Consider the following 18,880-nt stretch of genomic DNA (forward strand, 5'->3'; position numbering starts at 1 on the left):
GGTCTCGGTAGCTCGGTTCGGTCCAGTCGGTAGTCGCATGTCGGCGGGAGGGGCCTCTGGTGCTTCTTCAGGCGGACGCGACCGTTGACCGTGCGAGTCGCTCATACCCGCCTCCTCCTGGGATCGACCAGCATCTCCAGCAGATCACCGGCGAAGGTGATGAGCACGTACGCCAGCGCCACGACCAGCACTGTCCCGGTCACCACGGGGACGTCGCGGCCCTGCACGGCCAGGAACAGCGTGCGCCCCAAGCCGGGTCGGGCGAAGAGCGTCTCCACGATCACCGCCCCGCTGATCAGCGTGCCGAACGCCCAGCCGCTCAGACTGGCGGCAGGCAGCACCGCGTGCCGGAGCACGTGCCGCCAGAACAGTCCGGCCGGGGATTCTCCGCGCGCCCGGGCGGAAAGCGCGAACGTCGAGGCGAGGGCGTCATCGGCGCTCTCCCGCATCACCTGCCCCAGGAAACCCGCCAGCGGGATCGCCAGGGTCAGCGCCGGCAGGATGAGCCCTGGCAGATCCGGCGTGCTCACCGAGGGAAGCCAGCCGAGCGTCGTGGCGAAGACCAGGATCAGCACCGCGCCGAGCCAGAAATGCGGCAGCGCGGCGGCAGTCACCTCCATGATGGTGCCCAGCACCCGGGACACACGGCCCCCGCGGGCCGCTTGCCGGACCAGCAGCAGCGCGAGTGCCCAGCCGAGGAGCAGCGCCGTGAGGGCCAGAGCCAGGGTGCCTGGCAGCTGCTCGCCGATGACCTCCGTGACGGGGGCACGCAGCGCATAGGAGGTGCCCAGGTCACCGCTGAGCAGACCGCCCAGGTAGCGGAGGTACTGCTCCCACAACGGCAGATCCAGGCCGTATTCGGCGCGCGCCGCGGCGAGGGCTTCCTCCCCGGCCTGGGAACCGGGGCCGCCGATGATCGTCTCGGCTGGGTCGCCGGGTACTGCCCGGACGGCGAAGAAGGTGATCGTCGCCGCCGCCCACAGCACGAAGACCGCGCCGAGCACACGCAGCCCGGCACGTGCGGTCAGGGCAGGCGCTAGTCCTCCAGCCACGCATCCACGAACGTCGGCGTGGACACCGCCAGCGTGCGCACCCCGTGCAGCCCGGCACGATGCAGGAAGTGGTTCTGCTGGTCGTACAGCGGCAGGATGTAGTGCCCGCCGAGAATGATCTCCTGGGCCTGGCGGTACAGCTGACCGCGCTCGGTCTCGTCCTCGGTGCGGGCAGCCTCGTCCAGCAGCTCGTCCAGCTGCGGGTCGTCCAGCTGGGCGTGGTTGGCGAAGTACCCGCTGGGGGCCGGCTCGATGCCGTCGGAGTGGTACAGCACCCGCAGCACGTCCGGTCCGGTGCGGGTGTACGGCGCGCTGACCAGCTCGTACTCGTTCTTCGCGAGGGCCTCGTACCAGGAGGCGAGGTCCAGCTGCTGGATCTGGACGTCGAAACCGGCCTCGGCGACGGCGGCCTGGATCTGCTCGAACAGGGAGATCTCAGCCGGAATCGACTGGTTGGTGCTGACCGGGAACCGCAGGGTCAGGCGCTCGCCGTCCTTGGTGCGCACGCCGTCGTCACCGGCCGTCCAGCCGGCCTCGTCGAGCAGCGCGGCGGCCTCTTCGAGGTCGGTGCCGAACGGCGCCGGGTCGGCGTGGACGTGACGTTCGATCGACGACAGCGCAGAGTACGAGCGCTCAGCGGTGCCGAAGAACAGCGACTCGATGCCCTCGTCCACGGCGGCGGCGCGGATGAACGCGGTGCGGACACGGTCGTCGTCAAACGGCGCCTGCCCGGCGTTGAGCTCGATCCGGTTGCTGGCGCCGGGGCGCGGTGCGTCGATGTGCGCGATGGCATCGTCCTCGGCCGCGCGGGAGATGGCGTCCGGCTGGGCGTTGTCGATGACGTGGACCTCCCCGGAGGCCAGCGCGGAGTAGCGCGTGGCCGCCTCGGGGATGAAACGCCATTCGATCCGCTCCAGACGGGCCGGACCGGTGTTCTCCGCTGCCGGGTCGGGCGAGGTGTACTCCTCGTTGCGCTCCAGGACGATGGACTCCTGGCGGTTCCACTCGGACACGGTGAACGGTCCGGTGCCCACGGGGGCGGCGCAGTTCTCCTCCATGCCGCGCTCCAGGGCGGCGGGGGACTGGATGGCCAGCCACGGCATGGCAAGGTTCTCCAGCAGGGCACTGTCCGGCTCGCTCAGGTGGATGCGGGCGGTGCGCTCGTCCACCTCTTCCACGTCCTCGACCTTCTCCAGGGCGAGGTAGCCGGTGGAGGAGCCGGTCTCGGGATCCTGCAGATGCGCGATATTGGCGGCGACCGCTTCGGAGGTCAGCGGCGTGCCGTCGGTGAAGGTCACGTCGTCGCGCACCGTGACGTCCAGGGCCAGGCCGTCCTCGGCCAGCTCCCAGCTCTCGGCGAGCCACGGCACCGGCTCGCGGTTCTCGTCCAGGGCGGTGAGCTGCTCCAGGTACTGGGTGGCGACGAGCGCCTGCGGATAGTTGCCGCCGACGTGCGGGTCCAGGCAGGTCGGCTCGGCATCGCCGGAGGCGTAGACGAGGGTGCCGCCCTCGACCGGGCCCTCGGCTTCGCTGCCGGTGCCGGTGCCGCCACTGCAGGCGGCCAGCAGGAGGGCGCCGATGGCGGTGGCGCCGACGGCGGCGCGGCGCAGTGGACGGTGCCGCGAGGGCGATGATTGGACTCGTAAGAGGCGTCGGGATGCGTGCGTGGTGGTGTCGGAAGCGGCGCCGATGCCGCTGGTGCCATCGTCGAGGCGGGTCATGGGGACCTTTCCTGAGCCGTATGCGGTGCCTCCGGCGGGCGGCTGTTTCGCGGGCCGGGGCTAAGCGACGATTCTAAGGAACCTCCCAGGGGTACTCCACCGTTTGTGAGTGACGTCATGCCGGAAGGGACCCAGCTGCGTCATGCAGCGTCATGTGGAGCCGGTCACCGCGAAGCAGGGCGATGGCCGGCTGCGTCGGCGGGCGGCTTGGAGTGGCCGCGTGCCCATGGGACAATGACAGACGGTCCCGCGGCCCTGTGCTCCGGCGCGCCGTGCCGGGACCTGGAGGTGTGACAGAGCGGCCGAATGTGACGGTCTTGAAAACCGTTGTAGGGTAACCCCCTACCCAGGGTTCGAATCCCTGCGCCTCCGCTTTGCAATGACAGTTGCTCGCCTGCAGATACATAGGGCAGGCGGCATGGCGTGACCTCGCTGACGCGGTCACGTCATCATCGGTGACGACATGTCCTGGCCCTTTTACTCTGCTTCGTACCGGTAGCGTGCTTGAGAGGGGACACCCCGCAGCGACACCGTTGGCTTTCCCTTTGGCCGCCGGAGGTTAACCGGGTATCGGCGACGCCTTTCTCCAGGTTGGCTTAGAGCTATGAGCACAAGCGAATTCCCGAGTCCCGCTGTCCCCCGACTGAGCCGGAGACTGCTTCTTCACCTCACTGTGGCCGTGGGCCTCTCGTTCCTCGGCATCACGGCACTCTGCCTTCCGTTCCTGCTGACCGGCGCCGATGTGCCTGGCTGGCTCCTTCTGGCCGGTCGCTGGATACCGGCGGCGGCAGGTCTCACGGCCTTGATTCTCGTGCCGGTGGGCGGCGCCTGGGCCCAGTGGTGGCGGTTGCGCCCTGGCGGCTGGCGCGGTGTCCTCAAGAGCTATGGCTGGGCGGTGGGTGTCATGGCAGTCGTCCTCATCCTGCCGGCCTTGCTCACAGCGTTGTTCACCCCGGTCTCGTTGGTGCCGTGGCCGATGGTGGTCTCGGCGGCGACTCTCATCCTGGGCGGTGGCCTCGTGTTCGTTCTGAGCACTGTGGGGGAGGAGGCGTTCTGGCGTGGGCATATGCAGACCGCTCTGCGAAGTCTCGGTTTCTGGCGTTCCTCGCTGCTGATCGGCGTCATCTGGATGCTCTGGCACTTTCCGTTGCACGCGGTTTATTGGGCCCAGGGCAGCATGCCGGTGCCGCTGCTGCTGGCCAGTACGGTCAGCCTCCTGGCCTGGGCGCCGCTTCTGGCCGCTTTGGCGGACCGGGGCGGCAGCGTCTGGGCGGCGGCTTTCGCGCACGCGGTACCGGTGTCCGCAGTGCAACTGGTGCAAGGAGGCGCTGAGCAGACTGTGGTTCTGGTGACCGTGAGCGGCCTGTCAATGGCATGCATGCTCTCACTCGCCTGGCTTCTGAGAAGGAGATCTGCGAGACCCGTGAGTGATGCCAAGCAGCCATCATCTGCCGGGGGTTGAGAGAGAAGACGGGGCTCCGCGCAGCGCAGCGTGTCACGCCCCTGGTCGCTGTTCGCGGGGCATCCTGTTCAGGTCACATCGGCGACCAGAGCCAGGCGGCTCAGCCGGACAGCTCCTCGCCGGGGTAGCGCAGGCCGATCAGCGCGCGGATGGTGTCGAGGGTTTCCATGATCGCGATGGACTCCTCGGCGGGTAGTTCCTCCGTCGTCGTCCGCCCCTCGCGGAGAGCCGCTTCGACGGCGAGCGCTTGATGGTGCATGCCGCGGCCTCGGCCCCGGCCGGGACCGATGCCGTCGAAACTGTCAACGACCGTCCCCGCGGCGTCGACCAGCCGCACCGTGGAGGGCCCGTACCAGATGCCATCGACCTCCAGCCGGGCGTCGACGCCCACGATGGTGGCGGTGGTAGGCGACGCTGCGGTCTTCGCGCAGTGCAGCACCGCCTGCGCCCCGCTGTCGTAGCTGAGCACCGCCGAGGTCTGGTCGTCCACGTGCAGCGCGCTGAAGGTCGCATCGGCCTGGATCCTTGCCGGGGCACCCAGCAGGTCCCAGGCCAGGGACAGCGGGTAGATGCCGAGGTCCAGCAGGGCACCCCCGCCCAGGCGGGGATCGTTCACCCGGTGGTCCGGATTGCCGGGCAGGCGCTGGCCGTGATCGGCGACCACGGTGCGCAGCTCGCCCAGGGCGCCGCTGCTGACGACCTGCCGCACATACGCCATATGCGGGAGGAAACGCGTCCACATCGCCTCCTGCACCAGCAGCCCGTGACGCCCGGCGAGCTCCACCACGGCGCGGGCCTCGCGGGCGTTCATGGTGAAGGGCTTCTCCAGCAGCACATGCTTGCCGGCTGTCAGTGCCAGGGCCGCATGCTCCGCGTGCATCGGATGCGGCGTGGCCACGTACACGATGTCCACCCGCGGATCGTTCACCAGGGCGCTGTACGAACCGTGGGCAGTGACCTCCTGACCGCCGAGCGCGCTGCTGAAGGCGCGGGCCGCCTCATCGGACCGGGAACCGACTGCGGTGACGCTGAGCCCCGCCAGCAGCAGATCGCGGGCGAAGGTCCTCGCGATGAAGCCTGTCCCCAGAATGCCCCAGCGTAGTGATGCCATCGGTCTGGCCCGTCCTTTCAGGAAGACTGAGCGTCCGGCGGGCCGGTACCCAGGCGCGATCGCACCATCGCGATCGGCGCGGTCAGTCTCTCATGAGCAGCCCCTCACGCCAACGATCCCGTGCCCGCTCGGCCCCCTCACCCCTCCGCCGGGGCCTCCCATGCCACCTCATCGGGCGTTTTGTCCGGTCGGAAGCCTCGCCAGACCGGCTGGCGGAGGCGGCCGTCACGGGTGCGGCCGGAATGCTTCACCTCCCCGACGAACTTCGGTCTCACCCAGGTGGCGTCGGAGGCGTCTTCGCGGGGCACGCCCTCTGCGGGCGCGGTCTTCCGGGTCATCTTCTCCAGGGTCGCCCGCAGCTCGTCGAGCTCATCGGAACCGAACCCCGTCCCGACCCTGCCGGCGTAGTGCAGCCGGCCGTCGTCACCCGGCACCGCGACCAGGAGCGAGCCCAGGCTGCGGGAACGGCTGCCCTTGCCCCGGCGCCACCCGATCACGACGACCTCCTGGTGGTTCTCCGTCTTGATCTTGATCCAGTCCCGCGAGCGCCGCCCGGCCCGGTAGACGCTGCCGGCCTTCTTGGCCAGGACCCCCTCCAGCTGAAGCTCCGTGCTGGTGTCCAGCGCGTCGTCCAGCGAGTCACCCAGATCGCCGGGCACCTGCACATGCGCGCCCTCGTTCACCAGATCGCGGAGCACGGCCCGCCGCTCGGTGTACGGCTCGCGGCGCAGGCTGCCGTGCTCGGCGGTGTGCAGCACGTCGAAGACCATGTAGTACACCGGGATCCGGGACATCGCCTGCTCGACCTCGCGGGCGGAGGTCAGGCGCCCGCGCATCTGCAGCAAGCCGAAATCGGGCCGGCTTCCGCGACCGAGCGCCACCACCTCGCCGTCCAGCACGGTGCCCGGCGGAACCAGCTCGGATAGTTCAGCCAGTTCCGGGAACGTGCCGGTCAGGTCCGTTCCGTTGCGGCTGCGCAGCTCCACGCCGTCCCCGCCGATACCCGCGACCACCCGGTACCCGTCCCATTTGCCCTCGAAGACCCAGTCGTCCCGGCGGACATCGGCGGCGGATCCGGCGGTGGCGAGCATCGGCTGCGGCAACGGATCCGGCACGCTGGCCTGCGCCGATGTGTTCCGGTCCGCCGATGCGTCCCGGCGGCGGGAGGGGGACCGCGTGGCTGAGGACGCGCCGGTGGCCGCCGTGTCCGCCGTGTCTTTGCGCTTGTCCCGTCCCCCGGGCCGGGAGCCGCCGCGGGCCTCCGGCTGGTCCTTGGTCAGGCGGATGATCCAGCCGCTCTCGTCGTCCGTGCGGATGAGGGCGTAGCGCCTGGGGCGTCCGCCGAGCCCGCCGTCGGGCTGCCCGTGCAGGACCGCGACGACTTTGCCGTCCTCCCACTTCTCGATTTCCACGGTGCCGGAGTCCCAGATGCCGACCTCTCCGGCCCCGTACTCGCCCTTCGGGATGCGGCCCTCGAACGTCGCGTACTCCATCGGATGATCCTCGGTCTGCACCGCCAGACGCTGGGTGCCCGAACGCAGCGGCGGTCCCTTCGGCACTGCCCAGGACACCAGCACGCCGTCATGCTCCAGCCGGGTGTCGTAGTGCAGCCGCCGGGCATGGTGCTCCTGGATCACGAAGATGGGATCGTCCTCCCCAGCGGAGGGAGACTCCTGGGGCACCGGCTCGGGCGTACGGGAGGCATCGCGTTTTGACCGGTAGACGCTCAGCGAGTCCTGCGGCGGTGTCTCCTCTCCGCCGGGCCGAGTGGCATTCTTACCGCCGGTGTTCTTCTTCGGGGACCCCTTCCGCCCGACGCGATCGCCGCCGCCCGCCTTCGAGGAGCCGCGAGAGCCGGTGCCCTCCGGGGCCGGGGAACCGCTGCCCCCACCCTCAGGAGCCCCTGCCGCACCGAAGCCTTCGAGCGGATCGAAACCGTCGGCGACCCGCTCCATCACCTGCTGATAGTCCAGCTGCGCCAGACCGGGGTCCTCCAGCTCCTCCCAGGTGCGAGGCGCGGCGACGTTCGGGTGGCTGCGGCCACGCAGCGAGTACGGCGCCACCGTGGTCTTGTTGCGGTTGTTCTGGCTCCAGTCGATGAGCACCTTGCCCGTGCGGCGGGACTTCTTCATCTCACTGACCACCTCGTCGGGGTGATCCGCCTCCAGCGAGCGGGCCAGCTCGTGCGCCACCTCGGAGACCTGCTGCGAGGTGTACGTCCCGTCCAGTGCCGCGTACAGGTGGATGCCCTTCGACCCGGAGGTGACCGGAATCGATGCCAGGCCCATATCGTCCAGGATCTCCCGGCACCAGCGCGCGATCTCAGCGATCTGCGGCAGCTCCACGCCAGGACCGGGGTCGAGGTCCAGCACCAGCCGGTCTGGGGCGCCGGGGGAGCCGTCCTCGCCGAACCTCCACTGCGGCACGTGGACTTCTAAGGCGCCGACCTGCCCGAACCACGCCAGGACGGCGGGATGCTCCACGAGGGGGTAGACGTTCGTGTGGTCGGAGTGCTCCAGCTCCATCCGGGGCACCCAGTCCGGTGCGGAGTCCTCAAGGTTCTTCCGGAAGAACGGGGTTCCGGGGTGCTCGTCGGTGCCGACGCCGTCGGGCCAGCGCTTCCTGGTGGCCGGCCGGCGCGCCACATGCGGGATCATGACCGCCGCCACCGCCTGCCAGTACGCCAGCACATCGCGTTTGGTGGTGCCGGTGACCGGGTAGAGCACCTTGTCCAGGTTGGTCACCCGCAGCCGATGGCCGTCGACGGTGACCGTCTGCCGTGTCGCCATGGGCTCTCGCCTCCTGCCGCCGGTGGTCGCCTTTGCCAGCAGCGGTTCACTCAGGCTACCGACTGCCGGGCACCCTTCAACAGGGCGCCCCGGGTGTGTTCTGATGGAGTCAGGCGTGAGCGCGCTGGAGGAAGGTGATGGCGATGCGGGCACTGTGGTCGGGCGAGGTCTCCTTCGGGCTGGTGAGCGTGCCGGTCAAGCTGTACTCCGCGACGAAGAGCCACGACGTCTCGCTGCATCAGGTGCACGATGAGGACGGCGGGCGCATCCGCTATGAACGCCGATGCGAGGTCTGCGGCCGGGTGATCGACTACGGCGACATCGACCGGGCCTACGACGACGGCGACAAGACGGTCGTCATCACCAAGGAGGAGCTCGCCGAGCTGCCGGCCGACGAGAGCCGCGAGATCGCGGTGGAGCAGTTCGTCCCGGAAGAGCAGATCGACAGCATGATCCTGGACAAGTCGTACTTCCTGGAGCCTGCCTCGAAGTCGTCCAAGTCGTATGTGCTACTGCGGCGCACCCTCGAAGAGGCCTCCCGCGTGGCCATCGTGACGTTCACCCTTCGGTCCAAGACGAGGCTGGCGGCGCTGCGGGTGCGTGACGACGTGATCGTGCTGCAGACCATGCGCTGGGCGGATGAGATGCGGGATGCGGACTTCGACATCCCCAGCTCGCGCATCAGCAAGAAGGAGATGGAGATGGCCGCCTCGCTGGTAGAGGCGTACTCCGAGGACTTTGAACCCGAGCGGTTCACGGACGCCTACCAGGAGCAGTTGCAGACGCTGATCGAGGAGAAGCTCGAGCATGGTGAGGACATCGACACGGAGGCCACCTTCGGCGAGGTCGACGAGGATGAGGGCGACGGCGATGTCATCGATCTGATGGAGGCGCTCAAGCGCAGCGTCGATTCACGCCGTGGCCGGCGTTCGGGAGCATCCGGCTCGGGAGCATCCGGCTCGGGAGGCTCCGGTGAATCGGCCGGCTCCGGGGCGAGGAAGAAGTCCTCGTCTGGGAAAGCCGGAGGCGCTAAGAAGAGCGGCGGCTCCGGCAGCGACAGTTCCGGCAAGAGCGGCGGTTCCGGGAAGAGCGCTGGCGTTAAGAAGAGCGCAGCAGGAGCGAAGAGCAACTCCGGCAAGAAGTCCTCGGCCAAGTCCGGCTCGAAATCGTCCGGGTCCACCTCGTCGAAGTCGAAGGCTTCGACAAGCTCCGGGAAGTCCGCGAGTTCGAAGGGGCCGAAGAAGGCCAGCTGAGCGCCGAGTGCTTCCATGTGATAACAGACGGGGTTATCGTGGGGCTATGGGTGTGGACTATGGGCGGCTGGTACGCAGGAGGAGAGAGATGCTGGGGCTTTCCCAGCGGGCACTCGCCCGGCGCGCCGGGGTAGCCCAGCCGCTGATCGCGGTGATCGAGCGGAACCACCGGCAGCCGTCCGGACGCACGCGTGCAGCTCTGGACGAAGCGCTTGCCGTGAAACCCTCGGTCGCGCTTGAGGCGTGCGCGGACCACGTGCGCGAGGTGTTCACGCGTTTCGGCCTCGAGGCCCCGCGCGTGTTCGGATCAGTCGCCAGGAAGGACGACGACGAGTCCTCGGATCTGGACCTGCTCGTGGATTTCACCGATTCCCATGACATCGTGGACCTCTTGGCGCTGGAAGACGAGTTGACGGATCTTCTTACGGTGAAGGTGGAGATCGTTGATGCCCGCGGCGAGAGCGCCGTGCTGGACCGCGCCCGGGAAGAAGCGGTGGCATTGTGACCGCTTCTCGAGACGACCGGCTGCGGCGCCGGTTGCGGGATCTCCAGCGTTTTGCCGACGATGCCGCCTACACGGTGGAACTGGGCGCAGCTGCTTATCTCGAAGACAGCTCCTACGGCCGTGTTCTGCGTAACAACGGCCGTCACATCGTGGTGCAGGTGGCCACCGTCGTGGAGAAGCTGCCGCCTGAGTTCAAAGCCGAGTATCCGGATGTCGACTGGGTGGCGATAGGGCGGATGCGCAACCTTATCGCCCACCATTACGACAATGTCGATGACCGGCTGGTCTTCGCCGCTCTCCAGCGCCGCATCCCCGCACTGATAGAACGGCTGTTCCGCGACAATGGCGCTTCGTGACGAGCCTCAGCCCGCGGGTTCCGCACGGTTCCCGCGCCTCTGGGCCGGTGAGCGATCCCGAGTCGAAGTCCCCAGCGCCACACTCGCCGCCTGCCGCATTGTGGTCCAGCACCCTCGGCGGTGCCCGGATGAGTGAACTGCTCGTCGCGCGTGTCAGAATCGAAGGCATGCACGACGGCGATGACGCTCCCACCTTCTTCCTGCGCAAGGCGCTCGATGCCTTCCCGCCCTACCTCCCCGGCAAACCCGCTCGCGAGGTCCCCGGGCTGACGGCGTACAAGCTCGCCTCCAACGAGCAGGCCGCCCCGCCGCTGCCGGAGGTGCTCGACGCCATCGCCGAAGCCGGCCGCGAGCCCCGTTTCTACCCGGACACCTTCGGCACGGTCCTCATCGGAGAACTCTCCCGGCTGCTGGACCGTCCCCGCGACTGGTTCATCCTCGGCACCGGCTCCTCCGAGCTGATCAACGCGATCGTCCAGGCCACCTGCGACGACGGCGACGAGGCCATCTACCCGTGGCCCAGCTTCGAGATGTACCCGCAAGTGACCGGCATGGCGGCCGCCCGCCGACTGGAGATCCCGCTCACCGCGGACGCGCGCCTGGACCTGCCGGCGATGGCGGCCGCCTTCAGCGAGCGCACCCGCCTGGTCTTCCTGTGCAGCCCGAACAATCCCACCGGACCCGCCCTGCGGCACGCCGAACTGGAGGAGTTCATGAGGCAGGTGCCGGCGGGCGTCATCGTCGTCCTGGATGAGGCGTACCTGGAGTACGTCACCGTCCCCGACGCCGCCGACGGCCTGGAGCTGCAACGCCGCTGGCCCAATCTCGTCCTGCTGCGCACCTTCTCCAAGGCGCACGGCCTGGCCGGGATGAGGATCGGCTATGCGGTCGCGCACCCCCGGGTGATCGAGGCGCTCACCAAGACCGTGATGCCGTTCGGCGTCTCTGCGGCGGCGCAGATGGCCGCTCTGGCCTCGCTGCGATGCGCCGATGCGGTCAGAACTCGCGCAGCCGCGCTCAGTGCCCGCCGCGACCAGATCGCGCAGGAACTGCGGGACCTGGGCTACCGCGTGCCGGAAGCGCAGGGGAACTTCGTCTGGCTTCCCCTGGCGGAGCATTCCGGGGCGTTCGAGGACTACTGCGCTGACCATGCGCTCAGCGTGCGGAACCTCGATGACGGCGTGCGGGTCACCATCGGCGAGGAGCCGGGCCTGCAACGGTTCCTCGGCCTGGCCCGGGAGTTCCGCGGCCGGATTCCCGAAGGCCATCCGGCGCTCGCGGACGTGGTGGTGCCCGGCCGGGCCTGAGCCGTCGCCATCGACGTCGAGGGCGGTATCGTCGAAGGCATGGACGCCCAGAACACCCGGACCGCCCAGGAAACCCAGGCCGCCGGAGAACCGGCCGCAGCGGCCGGCCCCGGCACCGGGACGACCGCCGGCACCCGGACGGAGCGGCCCGGGGCGGGCGACGCCGGCCCGCCCGTCTCCGCGCTGCCGGCGGCGCCTGCTCCGGACTGGAACCGGGGCGAACTCGCCGCGGTGCTCAGTCGCCCCGGCATCCTGAGCGTCGACCCGGCTGTGCTGGAGTCGTATTCCGCCGATCACGCCCTGTGCGAGCCCCTCGGCGCCGCGTCCGCGCTCGTGCGGGCCGAGACTGTCGAAGACGTGCAGACGACGCTCCGCTTCGCCCACGAACACGGTATCCCGGTCGTCCCGCAGGGTGCCCGGACCGGTCTGGCCGGTGGTGCGAATGCGGTGCCGGGGTGCATTCTGCTCAATGTCTCCCGGATGAACCGGATCCTGCACGTGGACGCGGCCGAGCGGACCGCGACGGTCGAGCCCGGCGTGATCAATCAGGACCTGAAGGATCATTTGGCCGGGTATGGCCTGGCGTATCCGCCGGACCCGGGTTCGGTGGCGATCTCGTCCATCGGCGGGAACATCGCCACCAACGCGGGGGGTCTGTGTTGCGTGAAGTACGGCGTGACGCGGGACTATGTCCGTTCGTTGAAGGTGGTCCTGGCCGATGGCTCGCTGACGACGCTGGGGGCGCGGACGGCTAAGGGTGTGGCGGGGCTGGATCTGCGGGGGTTGTTCATCGGGTCGGAGGGCACGCTGGGGGTGGTGGTGGAGGCGACGGTGCGGCTGGTGCCGGCGTTGCCGGACCCGCTGACCGCCATCGCCGTCTTCGGCGCGGAACTGGACGCCATCCGCACCGTCACCGCCGTGATGTCCAGCGGCCTGCAGCCGTCCATGCTGGAGTTCATGGACGCCCAGACCATCTACCAGCTCAACGAGCTGGGGGACTTCGGCCTGGACCCCGAGGCGGGGGCGATCCTGCTCATGCAGGCCGACGACGCCCACGCCGCCGCCCAGCTGGAGCGCTTCACGGGCCTGGCGGAGCAGCATGGCGCCACCGAGGTGGTCTACAGCGACGACCCCGAGGACAGCGAAGCACTCATCCACATCCGCCGGCAGGTATCCGCCGCGGCAGAGCTGTTCGCCGCCCGCAACGGCGGCGGGGACCTGGTGGAAGACCTCTGCGTCCCGGTCACCGCCCTGCCGGAGTTCTATGCCGGGGTCGCGGCGGTCCGTCGCGAGTACGACGTCGTCATCTCCTGCGCCGGTCACGCCGGTGACGGCAATCTGCATCCGGGTATCTTCTTCGACGCCGCCGATCCCGACGCCGTCCGCCGCGCCGACGCCGCCTTCGACGCGCTCATGGCACTCGGCCTGGAACTCGGCGGTACCATCACCGGCGAGCACGGCGTCGGCCACCTGAAGAACCGCTGGCTGGCACGTGAACTCGACGACAGCGCCCGAGCGCTGCACCGGCAGGTCAAGCAGGCCCTAGACCCGCGGGGCATCCTGAATCCCGGCAAGATGCTCGCCGCGCTCTGAACCGCCGCCACCGCGGCCTCGGGCCCTCAGCAGCGGCCCCGCACTGCCGTCACGACGCATCGGGCGGCGGGAGCGGTGGCCAGTACACTCGTCTGGTGACTCAGCAGCAGAACGACCGCAGCCGGTTCGGCTTCGAAGTGAAGCAGCGGCTGGACGGTCGCCAAGGGCGTACCGGGGTGATCCGCACCCCGCACGGGGAGATCAGGACGCCGGCGTTCATCCCGGTGGGCACGAAAGCCACCGTCAAGGCGGTGCGGCCCGAGGATGTCGCCGCCACCGGTGCCCAGGCGGTGCTGGCCAACGCCTACCACCTGTACCTCCAGCCAGGCCCCGAGGTGCTCGATGCCGCCGGGGGGCTAGGCGCCTTCATGAACTGGCCAGGACCCACCTTCACCGATTCCGGCGGCTTCCAGGTGATGAGCTTGGGCGCCGGCTTCAAGAAGGTCATCGCGATGGACGCCACCGGCGTGCAGAACGACGACGTCATCGCACCCGGCAAGGAACGCCTGGCCCACGTCGACGATGACGGGGTCACCTTCAAGTCCCATCTGGACGGGTCCCGGCACCGCTTCACGCCCGAGATTTCGATGCAGGTGCAGCACCAGCTCGGCGCGGACATCATCTTCGCCTTCGACGAGCTGACCACGCTGCTCAACACCCGGGGCTATCAGGAGGAGTCCTTGGAACGCACCCGCCTGTGGGCGCTTCGCTGCATCGCCGAGCACCGGCGGCTCACGGCCGAACGCGCGCATCGCCCGTACCAGGCGCTGTTCGGGGTGCTGCAGGGCGCGCAGTACGAGGACCTGCGCCGCAAGGCCGCCCGCGACCTGGGTGTCATGGACTTCGACGGCTACGGCATCGGCGGGGCGATGGAGAAGGAGAACCTGGGCACCATCGTCCGCTGGGTCTCCGAGGAACTTCCCGAGGACAAGCCGCGGCATCTGCTGGGCATCTCCGAGCCGGACGACCTCTTCACCTCCATCGAGAACGGCGCGGACACCTTCGACTGCGTCTCACCCTCCCGAGTGGCGCGCAATGCGGCCGTCTACACCGCCGACGGCCGGTTCAACATCAGCGGCGCCCGCTACAAGAAGGATTTCGGCCCCATCGACCCGGAGTGCGGCTGCTACACCTGCGCCCACTACTCCCGCGCCTATCTGCACCATCTGTTCAAGGCCAAGGAGATGCTCTTCTCCACGCTGTGCACCATCCACAACGAGCACTTCATCGTGCACCTGGTCGACCGCATCCGGGACAGTATCGAGGACGGCCGTTTCGAGGAGCTGCGCGCGGACGTCCTGGGCCGGTACTACGCCGGGAAAGCCTGAGCCGCCGGAACTCACCACCCGGGATAGGGCTCTGTGTGATCGGGCGGGGGCAGTCCCAGCGTCTCGGCATGACGGCCCAGCAGCGAAGGATCGGGCGGCAGTGCCTCCGGAGCCGTCACATAGGCGCCGGGCAGCACGACGCGCCAGGCGCGCACACCGGCGGCCGCCAGATCCGCGGTGGTCATGTCCACGCCGATCACCTGGAATCCGGCCGCGGCCGCCTGCTGCGCTGCCTCTCGCCAGGCCGGCGCCCCCTGCGCTCCGGTGACCGCATGGCCGGCTGATCCGGCGCCATCCGGCCCCGTGCCGGTACGCCGGCCAGCAGCCTCGGCCGCGGCCAGCCGGCCCCGCAGCAGTGCCTGCACATGCGGGTCCAGGGCACGCTGCAGCTGCATCATCGGTTCGAGCAGATCCCGGCCATCAGCGCGGTAGTCCTCCCGCCAGCGCCGGTCTTCCCGGTACGGGCGCAGCCCCGCGCTGCTGCCGCACAGGGAACCGGCCGGGTCGGCGATCTCGCGCGCGGAGACATACTGCAGGCCGGCGGTGGACAGGGCACGTTCCACTGCCTGCGCCATCGACGGTCCTGCGCCGTGGCCCACTACCGTCATGTCTCGTCCGGCATCGTGCAGCCGCACCAGGACACAGGGCCAGCTCCACGGCGTCAGGATCCGCCACGCCGTGACCTCCAGTTCCCCGCCCGCCGAGCTTCCGGTGCCGGGAACGGTCCCGCCGGCACCGGGTCCCCCGGGTGTTCCCGCATCCGGACGCCGCCGCCCCCGGCCCTCCTGGGCCGCGCGCTCCGGCAGGCATGCGAGATCCACCGGCACCAGCCCGGCACCGCACCGCCACCACAGCTGGGCGGCGTGCGCCGCGAGCACCATCGACAGTCCCTCTTCAAGGGCGGCGGCTTCCGTGTCGCCGGCGCCCATGCCGAAGAAGTTCGACGGGTTCGTCAGCGGAGCCGGCCGCAGGCTCGGTGCGGTCCAGTCCATGCACGCCAGACTGAGCGGCACCCACAGCGGCGTCCCGGCCGCGAGGTCCCGGCCCGGGGTCCACAGGACTTCGGTCGTGCGCTGCCAGGGTATGAGCGGGCAGCCCGGTTCGCGGGTGAGCGCCGGATCGAACAGCGATGTCTGCTCCGGGTCCAGCGCGGCGTCGGCGAGCTCGTCCCAGCGGGCGCGCCGGAGCGGGATCTGCCGGAGATACTCGCTGGCGTAGAAGGCGCCCGCCCGGATCAGCCCTGGCCGGGAGCCCCGGTCCGGGCTGACATCGGGAACCAGGGCGTCAGGGCGCCACTCCGGATCCACGCGCTCCAGCGCCGAGAGGGCCCACTGCCGATGCCGCCAGTGATCCAGGGGCACCGGCAGGTAACCGAGTTCCGTGACCGCCAGCACCACGCCGGCATCCGGGTCCAGAAGATCCTCCGGCTGCCCGGGCGAGGTGTCGTGCCGGACCTGCTCGTCCGGCAGCGGCAGCACGGGGACCGGTCGCCAGCCACCGTCCTGCCAGCGCCACACGCCGGCAGCCTGTGCGGCGTCCGGCTCCAGTGGCACGCCCTCCCCTGCAGGGCCGCGGAACGGCGCCGCCGGGCTCTCCTCCAGCCGGGCAGAGCCTCCCGGCGATGCGACCGGTGCCGGAACCGTCGGTTCCGGGACGGGATCCAGTGGCAGGTGGAAGGGGGTGCGCAGCCATAGCGCCGCGCTCTCCGGTGCGGCTCCGGCCACCAGCCGGGACCTCAAGCGTGCCAGCAGCGCCGTCGTGGCGCCGCGCAGCAGGAATGCGCGCCCGAGCTGCACGATCACCAGCGTTCCTGGCGGGCCAGCGTCCTGCGCCGCCTCGACGCCGCCGTAGACGGGCACGTCCCGGTGCCGGGCCCACTCCATCGCCGCACGCAATGCCGGCCAGGCGTCATCGGGTCCCAGCAGCCGCGCCGCGTCCCGGCCCGCCTCCGGCGGCCCGAGCAGCGCTTCGGCGCTGAGGCCGAGCCTGACGAGCCGCCCGGAACCGGCCAGTACGCACGAATCGTTGGCGGGGTACACCTCGGCGAACGGCTGGATCGTATCGCGCTCGCTCATCTTTCTTCTCGTCCTCGTCTGCCGCACCGGATCCCCGTCACGAGTGGGGCATCGGGAAGACGTTCAGCTCGTCCTCCGGCAGCGGGCTGTCCCGCCAGCCGAGCTCCACCGCCAGCTGCTGGACACGCTGCCGGCCCAGGTAGGGGAACGCCGCCGGCGAGTTGCCGATCGTCCCGGGCACGATCACCCGCACCACGCGCATTCCGGTGCTGGCGATGTCCGGAGTGGTCAGGTCCGCGACGAGCACCTCGTATCCCCGGGCGTGGAAACGGTCCAGATAGGCCTGCAGCGACCGTGCCGGAAGCTCCTGGAAACCACCGGCGGCGACGGTGTGCTGCGGTCGCAGCAGCGTGCTCATCCGCTCCTCGGCCCGGGGATCCAGGTACACCTGCTGTTGCACCATCAGATCGTCCACATCGTGCATGTCCGCGCGGAAGTCGTCCAGATAGCGGCGGTCCTCGCGCCAGGGTTTGTAGGACCGGCCGGGCAGGGTGCCGGCGCGGATGGCCCGCCAGTAGGCACCGTCCTCGAGGAGCAGATCGCGGGCGCCCTCCTGCAGGGTGAGCGCCTCGGTCCATGCCTTGAGGGCAGCATCGGCGAAGGTGGCCCGCGCTGAGAAGCCGATGTGCACCAGCTGCTCCTGCCGGTCCCGGACGATTCCGGCGGCCACCGGGATGCCGAACTCGTTCGGCAGGGAGATCACGGAGAACTCCTGCCCCTCGTGCGGGCCGATCCGCTCCAGCAGACCGGCGGTGTCGGCCAGCGGCAGCGGGTGGGCGTTCAGCCACCACGCCATCGTGATGTGCCGCTCGACGATCTCCTCCAGGGCGCTCATCACGGCGAAGTCGTAATCGGGTCCGGCGGCGACGCCCGCGAAAGCGCAGAAGTTGGTGTGCGGGGCGTGCGCGTAGGCGCCGATGAACCAGTTGACGTAGACCATGCTGGCCGGGACCAGCACCTCCTCCCCGGTGGACAGGGAGGTCGACGGCACCCAGTGGACCTCCGTCTCACGGGTGAACGGCGCGAAGGGGAAGCCCGGCGCAGCGTACTGCCGCTCGGAGAAGAGCACGAGGGACTCCGGATCCAGGACGCGCACCGGTCCTCGCGCCAGGCTCCGGTGAGATCCGAAGCGCAGCGGCAGCGTGTCCAGGACGTTGGCGGCGTATCTTTCGACCGCCTCGCCCACCGCGGCCGGGGTGATGTCCTCCGGCGGAGCGAAGCCGCTGCCCTGGCAGGTGGTCGTATTGGACCACGGGGAGATGCGGCGCAGATCGGCGACATCGGACTGCACCGTCGTCAAGGCGGCGGGAACCCGGGGATGGTGCGAGATGTAGCGCGTCCTGGTGATGAGCCCGCACAGCGGAGAGACCAGATCGCCCGGTTCGTGCGGCATGCGATCCGGGATGCTGCTGCCTGGCAGCGGCAGGACCGGGTGCCGGCGTGGTGGTTCGCCCGGGACCAGGACATGCACCGTCTCGGGTTCGAGTCCGGCTGCGATCAGCTCCGCCACCTGGCCGACGGCAGCCCGGGCCGCCTGAGGCGCTGCGCCCAGGGAGGCGGGCGCCCGCAGGGCCCGGTGCAGGCGCGGGTCGCCCGCGGCGGCGTGCTCCCGGCCGGCGAAGTCCTCGTAGCCGGCCCAGGACCCCGCGCGTGCCCGTGGTCCCACGACGAGAGTGTGGAAGCGCGCCTCGACGCAGATCCACTCGACCCGGAGGTCGCCCAGGAACCGGTCGATGTCGGTGAACAGGGCGGCGTCGGGCTCTACGGCGCACCACAGTAGCGGCAGGCGCTCGCGGAAGGCTCGATATCCGGCGTGGACGTGGCTGCCCTCGTGGTAGGCCGTGCCGATGCCGAGATCGGCCAGCCCGGAACCGAGCTCGGCGGCGAGCTGCGGATCCCCCGCGAGCAGGAAGCCGGTGGCCTCGGAAAGGCGGGCGCCAGGCTGCGGTCCGGGGACACCGGAGGCGGCAGCCCGGGTGGCGGCGGTGCCGTTCCGGGACTGTTCCGTCGCCGGATCGGCATGGGTGCGCAGCAGGGTGCGCCAGGCGCGGTCATCGCCGTCGACCGCCTCATGGAGTGCTCTGCTGGCCCGGTCCCAGCCCTCCGGGAGTCCCTCGCGCTCTGCGGGTTCGTCCCAGGCGCGGAGGATCCTCGCCAGGGTCCAGGTGTCCAGGTCGACGGTGAAATGCCGGCCCATCCGGGTGGAGACGAGGGACTGCCCGCGGTGCAAGGTTCTCAGCTCGGCCCGTAGGCCGTCACCGGGGATGCCTGGACGTAGGGGGCTCAAGGGGGAGTCCTTTCATAGGGCGAGCGCCCGGTCGCGGGGCT

The 18,880-nt window shown here is 69.9% G+C and carries 13 protein-coding genes and 1 tRNA gene; 8 read left to right on the forward strand and 6 right to left on the reverse strand.

All coding sequences use genetic code 11. From position 1 onward, the window contains the following. Window positions 1-101: 101 nt before the first annotated feature. Window positions 102-1,052, reverse strand: coding sequence for an ABC transporter permease (locus IEW13_RS13925; RefSeq protein ID WP_188551535.1), 951 nt, complete (start codon window positions 1,050-1,052; stop codon window positions 102-104). Then, a complete protein-coding gene (locus IEW13_RS13930; RefSeq protein ID WP_188551536.1) occupies window positions 1,037-2,773 on the reverse strand; it encodes an ABC transporter substrate-binding protein in 1,737 nt (578 codons plus the stop codon). The genes IEW13_RS13925 and IEW13_RS13930 overlap by 16 nt, the downstream gene beginning before the upstream one ends. 284 nt (window positions 2,774-3,057) lie before the next feature. Between IEW13_RS13930 and IEW13_RS13935 the strand changes: the two genes are divergently transcribed. After that, window positions 3,058-3,145, forward strand: a tRNA-Ser gene (locus IEW13_RS13935). A gap of 307 nt (window positions 3,146-3,452) precedes the next feature. Next, the gene (locus tag IEW13_RS13940) at window positions 3,453-4,235 is read left to right on the forward strand and encodes a CPBP family glutamic-type intramembrane protease (RefSeq protein ID WP_188551537.1); all 783 of its coding nucleotides are present in this window, start codon (window positions 3,453-3,455) and stop codon (window positions 4,233-4,235) included. Window positions 4,236-4,335: 100 nt separating this feature from the next. On the opposite strand, the gene IEW13_RS13945 is transcribed toward IEW13_RS13940, so the two are convergent. Together IEW13_RS13945 and IEW13_RS13950 are read right to left on the reverse strand one after the other, a co-directional pair. After that, window positions 4,336-5,346, reverse strand: a complete 1,011-nt coding sequence (locus tag IEW13_RS13945) for a Gfo/Idh/MocA family protein (protein ID WP_188551538.1) — start codon at window positions 5,344-5,346, stop codon at window positions 4,336-4,338. A 137-nt stretch (window positions 5,347-5,483) separates the two neighbouring features. Then, window positions 5,484-8,135 carry an ATP-dependent DNA ligase gene (locus IEW13_RS13950; RefSeq protein ID WP_188551539.1) on the reverse strand — a complete coding sequence of 884 codons (2,652 nt, stop codon included), beginning with the start codon at window positions 8,133-8,135 and terminating at the stop codon, window positions 5,484-5,486. Between the two features lie 137 nt (window positions 8,136-8,272). Here IEW13_RS13950 and ku point away from each other — a divergent pair, with 137 nt between their 5' ends. The 6 genes from ku (at window position 8,273) to tgt (ending at window position 14,477) form a co-directional block, all read left to right on the forward strand. Continuing rightward, window positions 8,273-9,388, forward strand: a complete 1,116-nt coding sequence (gene ku / locus IEW13_RS13955) for a non-homologous end joining protein Ku (RefSeq protein WP_308420833.1) — start codon at window positions 8,273-8,275, stop codon at window positions 9,386-9,388. A gap of 46 nt (window positions 9,389-9,434) precedes the next feature. Continuing rightward, a complete protein-coding gene (locus tag IEW13_RS13960) occupies window positions 9,435-9,893 on the forward strand; it encodes a helix-turn-helix domain-containing protein (protein ID WP_188551540.1) in 459 nt (152 codons plus the stop codon). Continuing rightward, window positions 9,890-10,249 (forward strand): HepT-like ribonuclease domain-containing protein, encoded by a 360-nt coding sequence (locus IEW13_RS13965; RefSeq protein WP_229745183.1) that lies wholly within the window; start codon window positions 9,890-9,892, stop codon window positions 10,247-10,249. The genes IEW13_RS13960 and IEW13_RS13965 overlap by 4 nt, the downstream gene beginning before the upstream one ends. 167 nt (window positions 10,250-10,416) lie before the next feature. Continuing rightward, entirely contained in the window at window positions 10,417-11,556 is a 1,140-nt protein-coding gene (locus tag IEW13_RS13970) for a histidinol-phosphate transaminase (protein WP_188551541.1), read from the forward strand. A 39-nt stretch (window positions 11,557-11,595) separates the two neighbouring features. Then, window positions 11,596-13,149: an FAD-binding oxidoreductase gene (locus IEW13_RS13975; protein WP_188551542.1), complete on the forward strand. Its 1,554-nt coding sequence runs from the start codon at window positions 11,596-11,598 to the stop codon at window positions 13,147-13,149. Between the two features lie 137 nt (window positions 13,150-13,286). Continuing rightward, a complete protein-coding gene (gene tgt / locus IEW13_RS13980; protein WP_229745194.1) occupies window positions 13,287-14,477 on the forward strand; it encodes a tRNA guanosine(34) transglycosylase Tgt in 1,191 nt (396 codons plus the stop codon). Between the two features lie 11 nt (window positions 14,478-14,488). Here the strand turns inward: tgt and IEW13_RS13985 are convergent, their stop codons facing one another. Together IEW13_RS13985 and IEW13_RS13990 are read right to left on the reverse strand one after the other, a co-directional pair. Continuing rightward, complete coding sequence (locus tag IEW13_RS13985; protein ID WP_188551543.1) at window positions 14,489-16,552, reverse strand: YcaO-like family protein; 2,064 nt, start codon at window positions 16,550-16,552, stop codon at window positions 14,489-14,491. 37 nt (window positions 16,553-16,589) lie between these two features. Next, complete coding sequence (locus IEW13_RS13990; protein WP_188551544.1) at window positions 16,590-18,839, reverse strand: YcaO-like family protein; 2,250 nt, start codon at window positions 18,837-18,839, stop codon at window positions 16,590-16,592. Window positions 18,840-18,880: the final 41 nt, after the last annotated feature.

Origin of the sequence: Sediminivirga luteola (assembly GCF_014639315.1) — a bacterium.
In the GTDB taxonomy this organism is placed as follows: domain Bacteria; phylum Actinomycetota; class Actinomycetes; order Actinomycetales; family Brevibacteriaceae; genus Sediminivirga; species Sediminivirga luteola.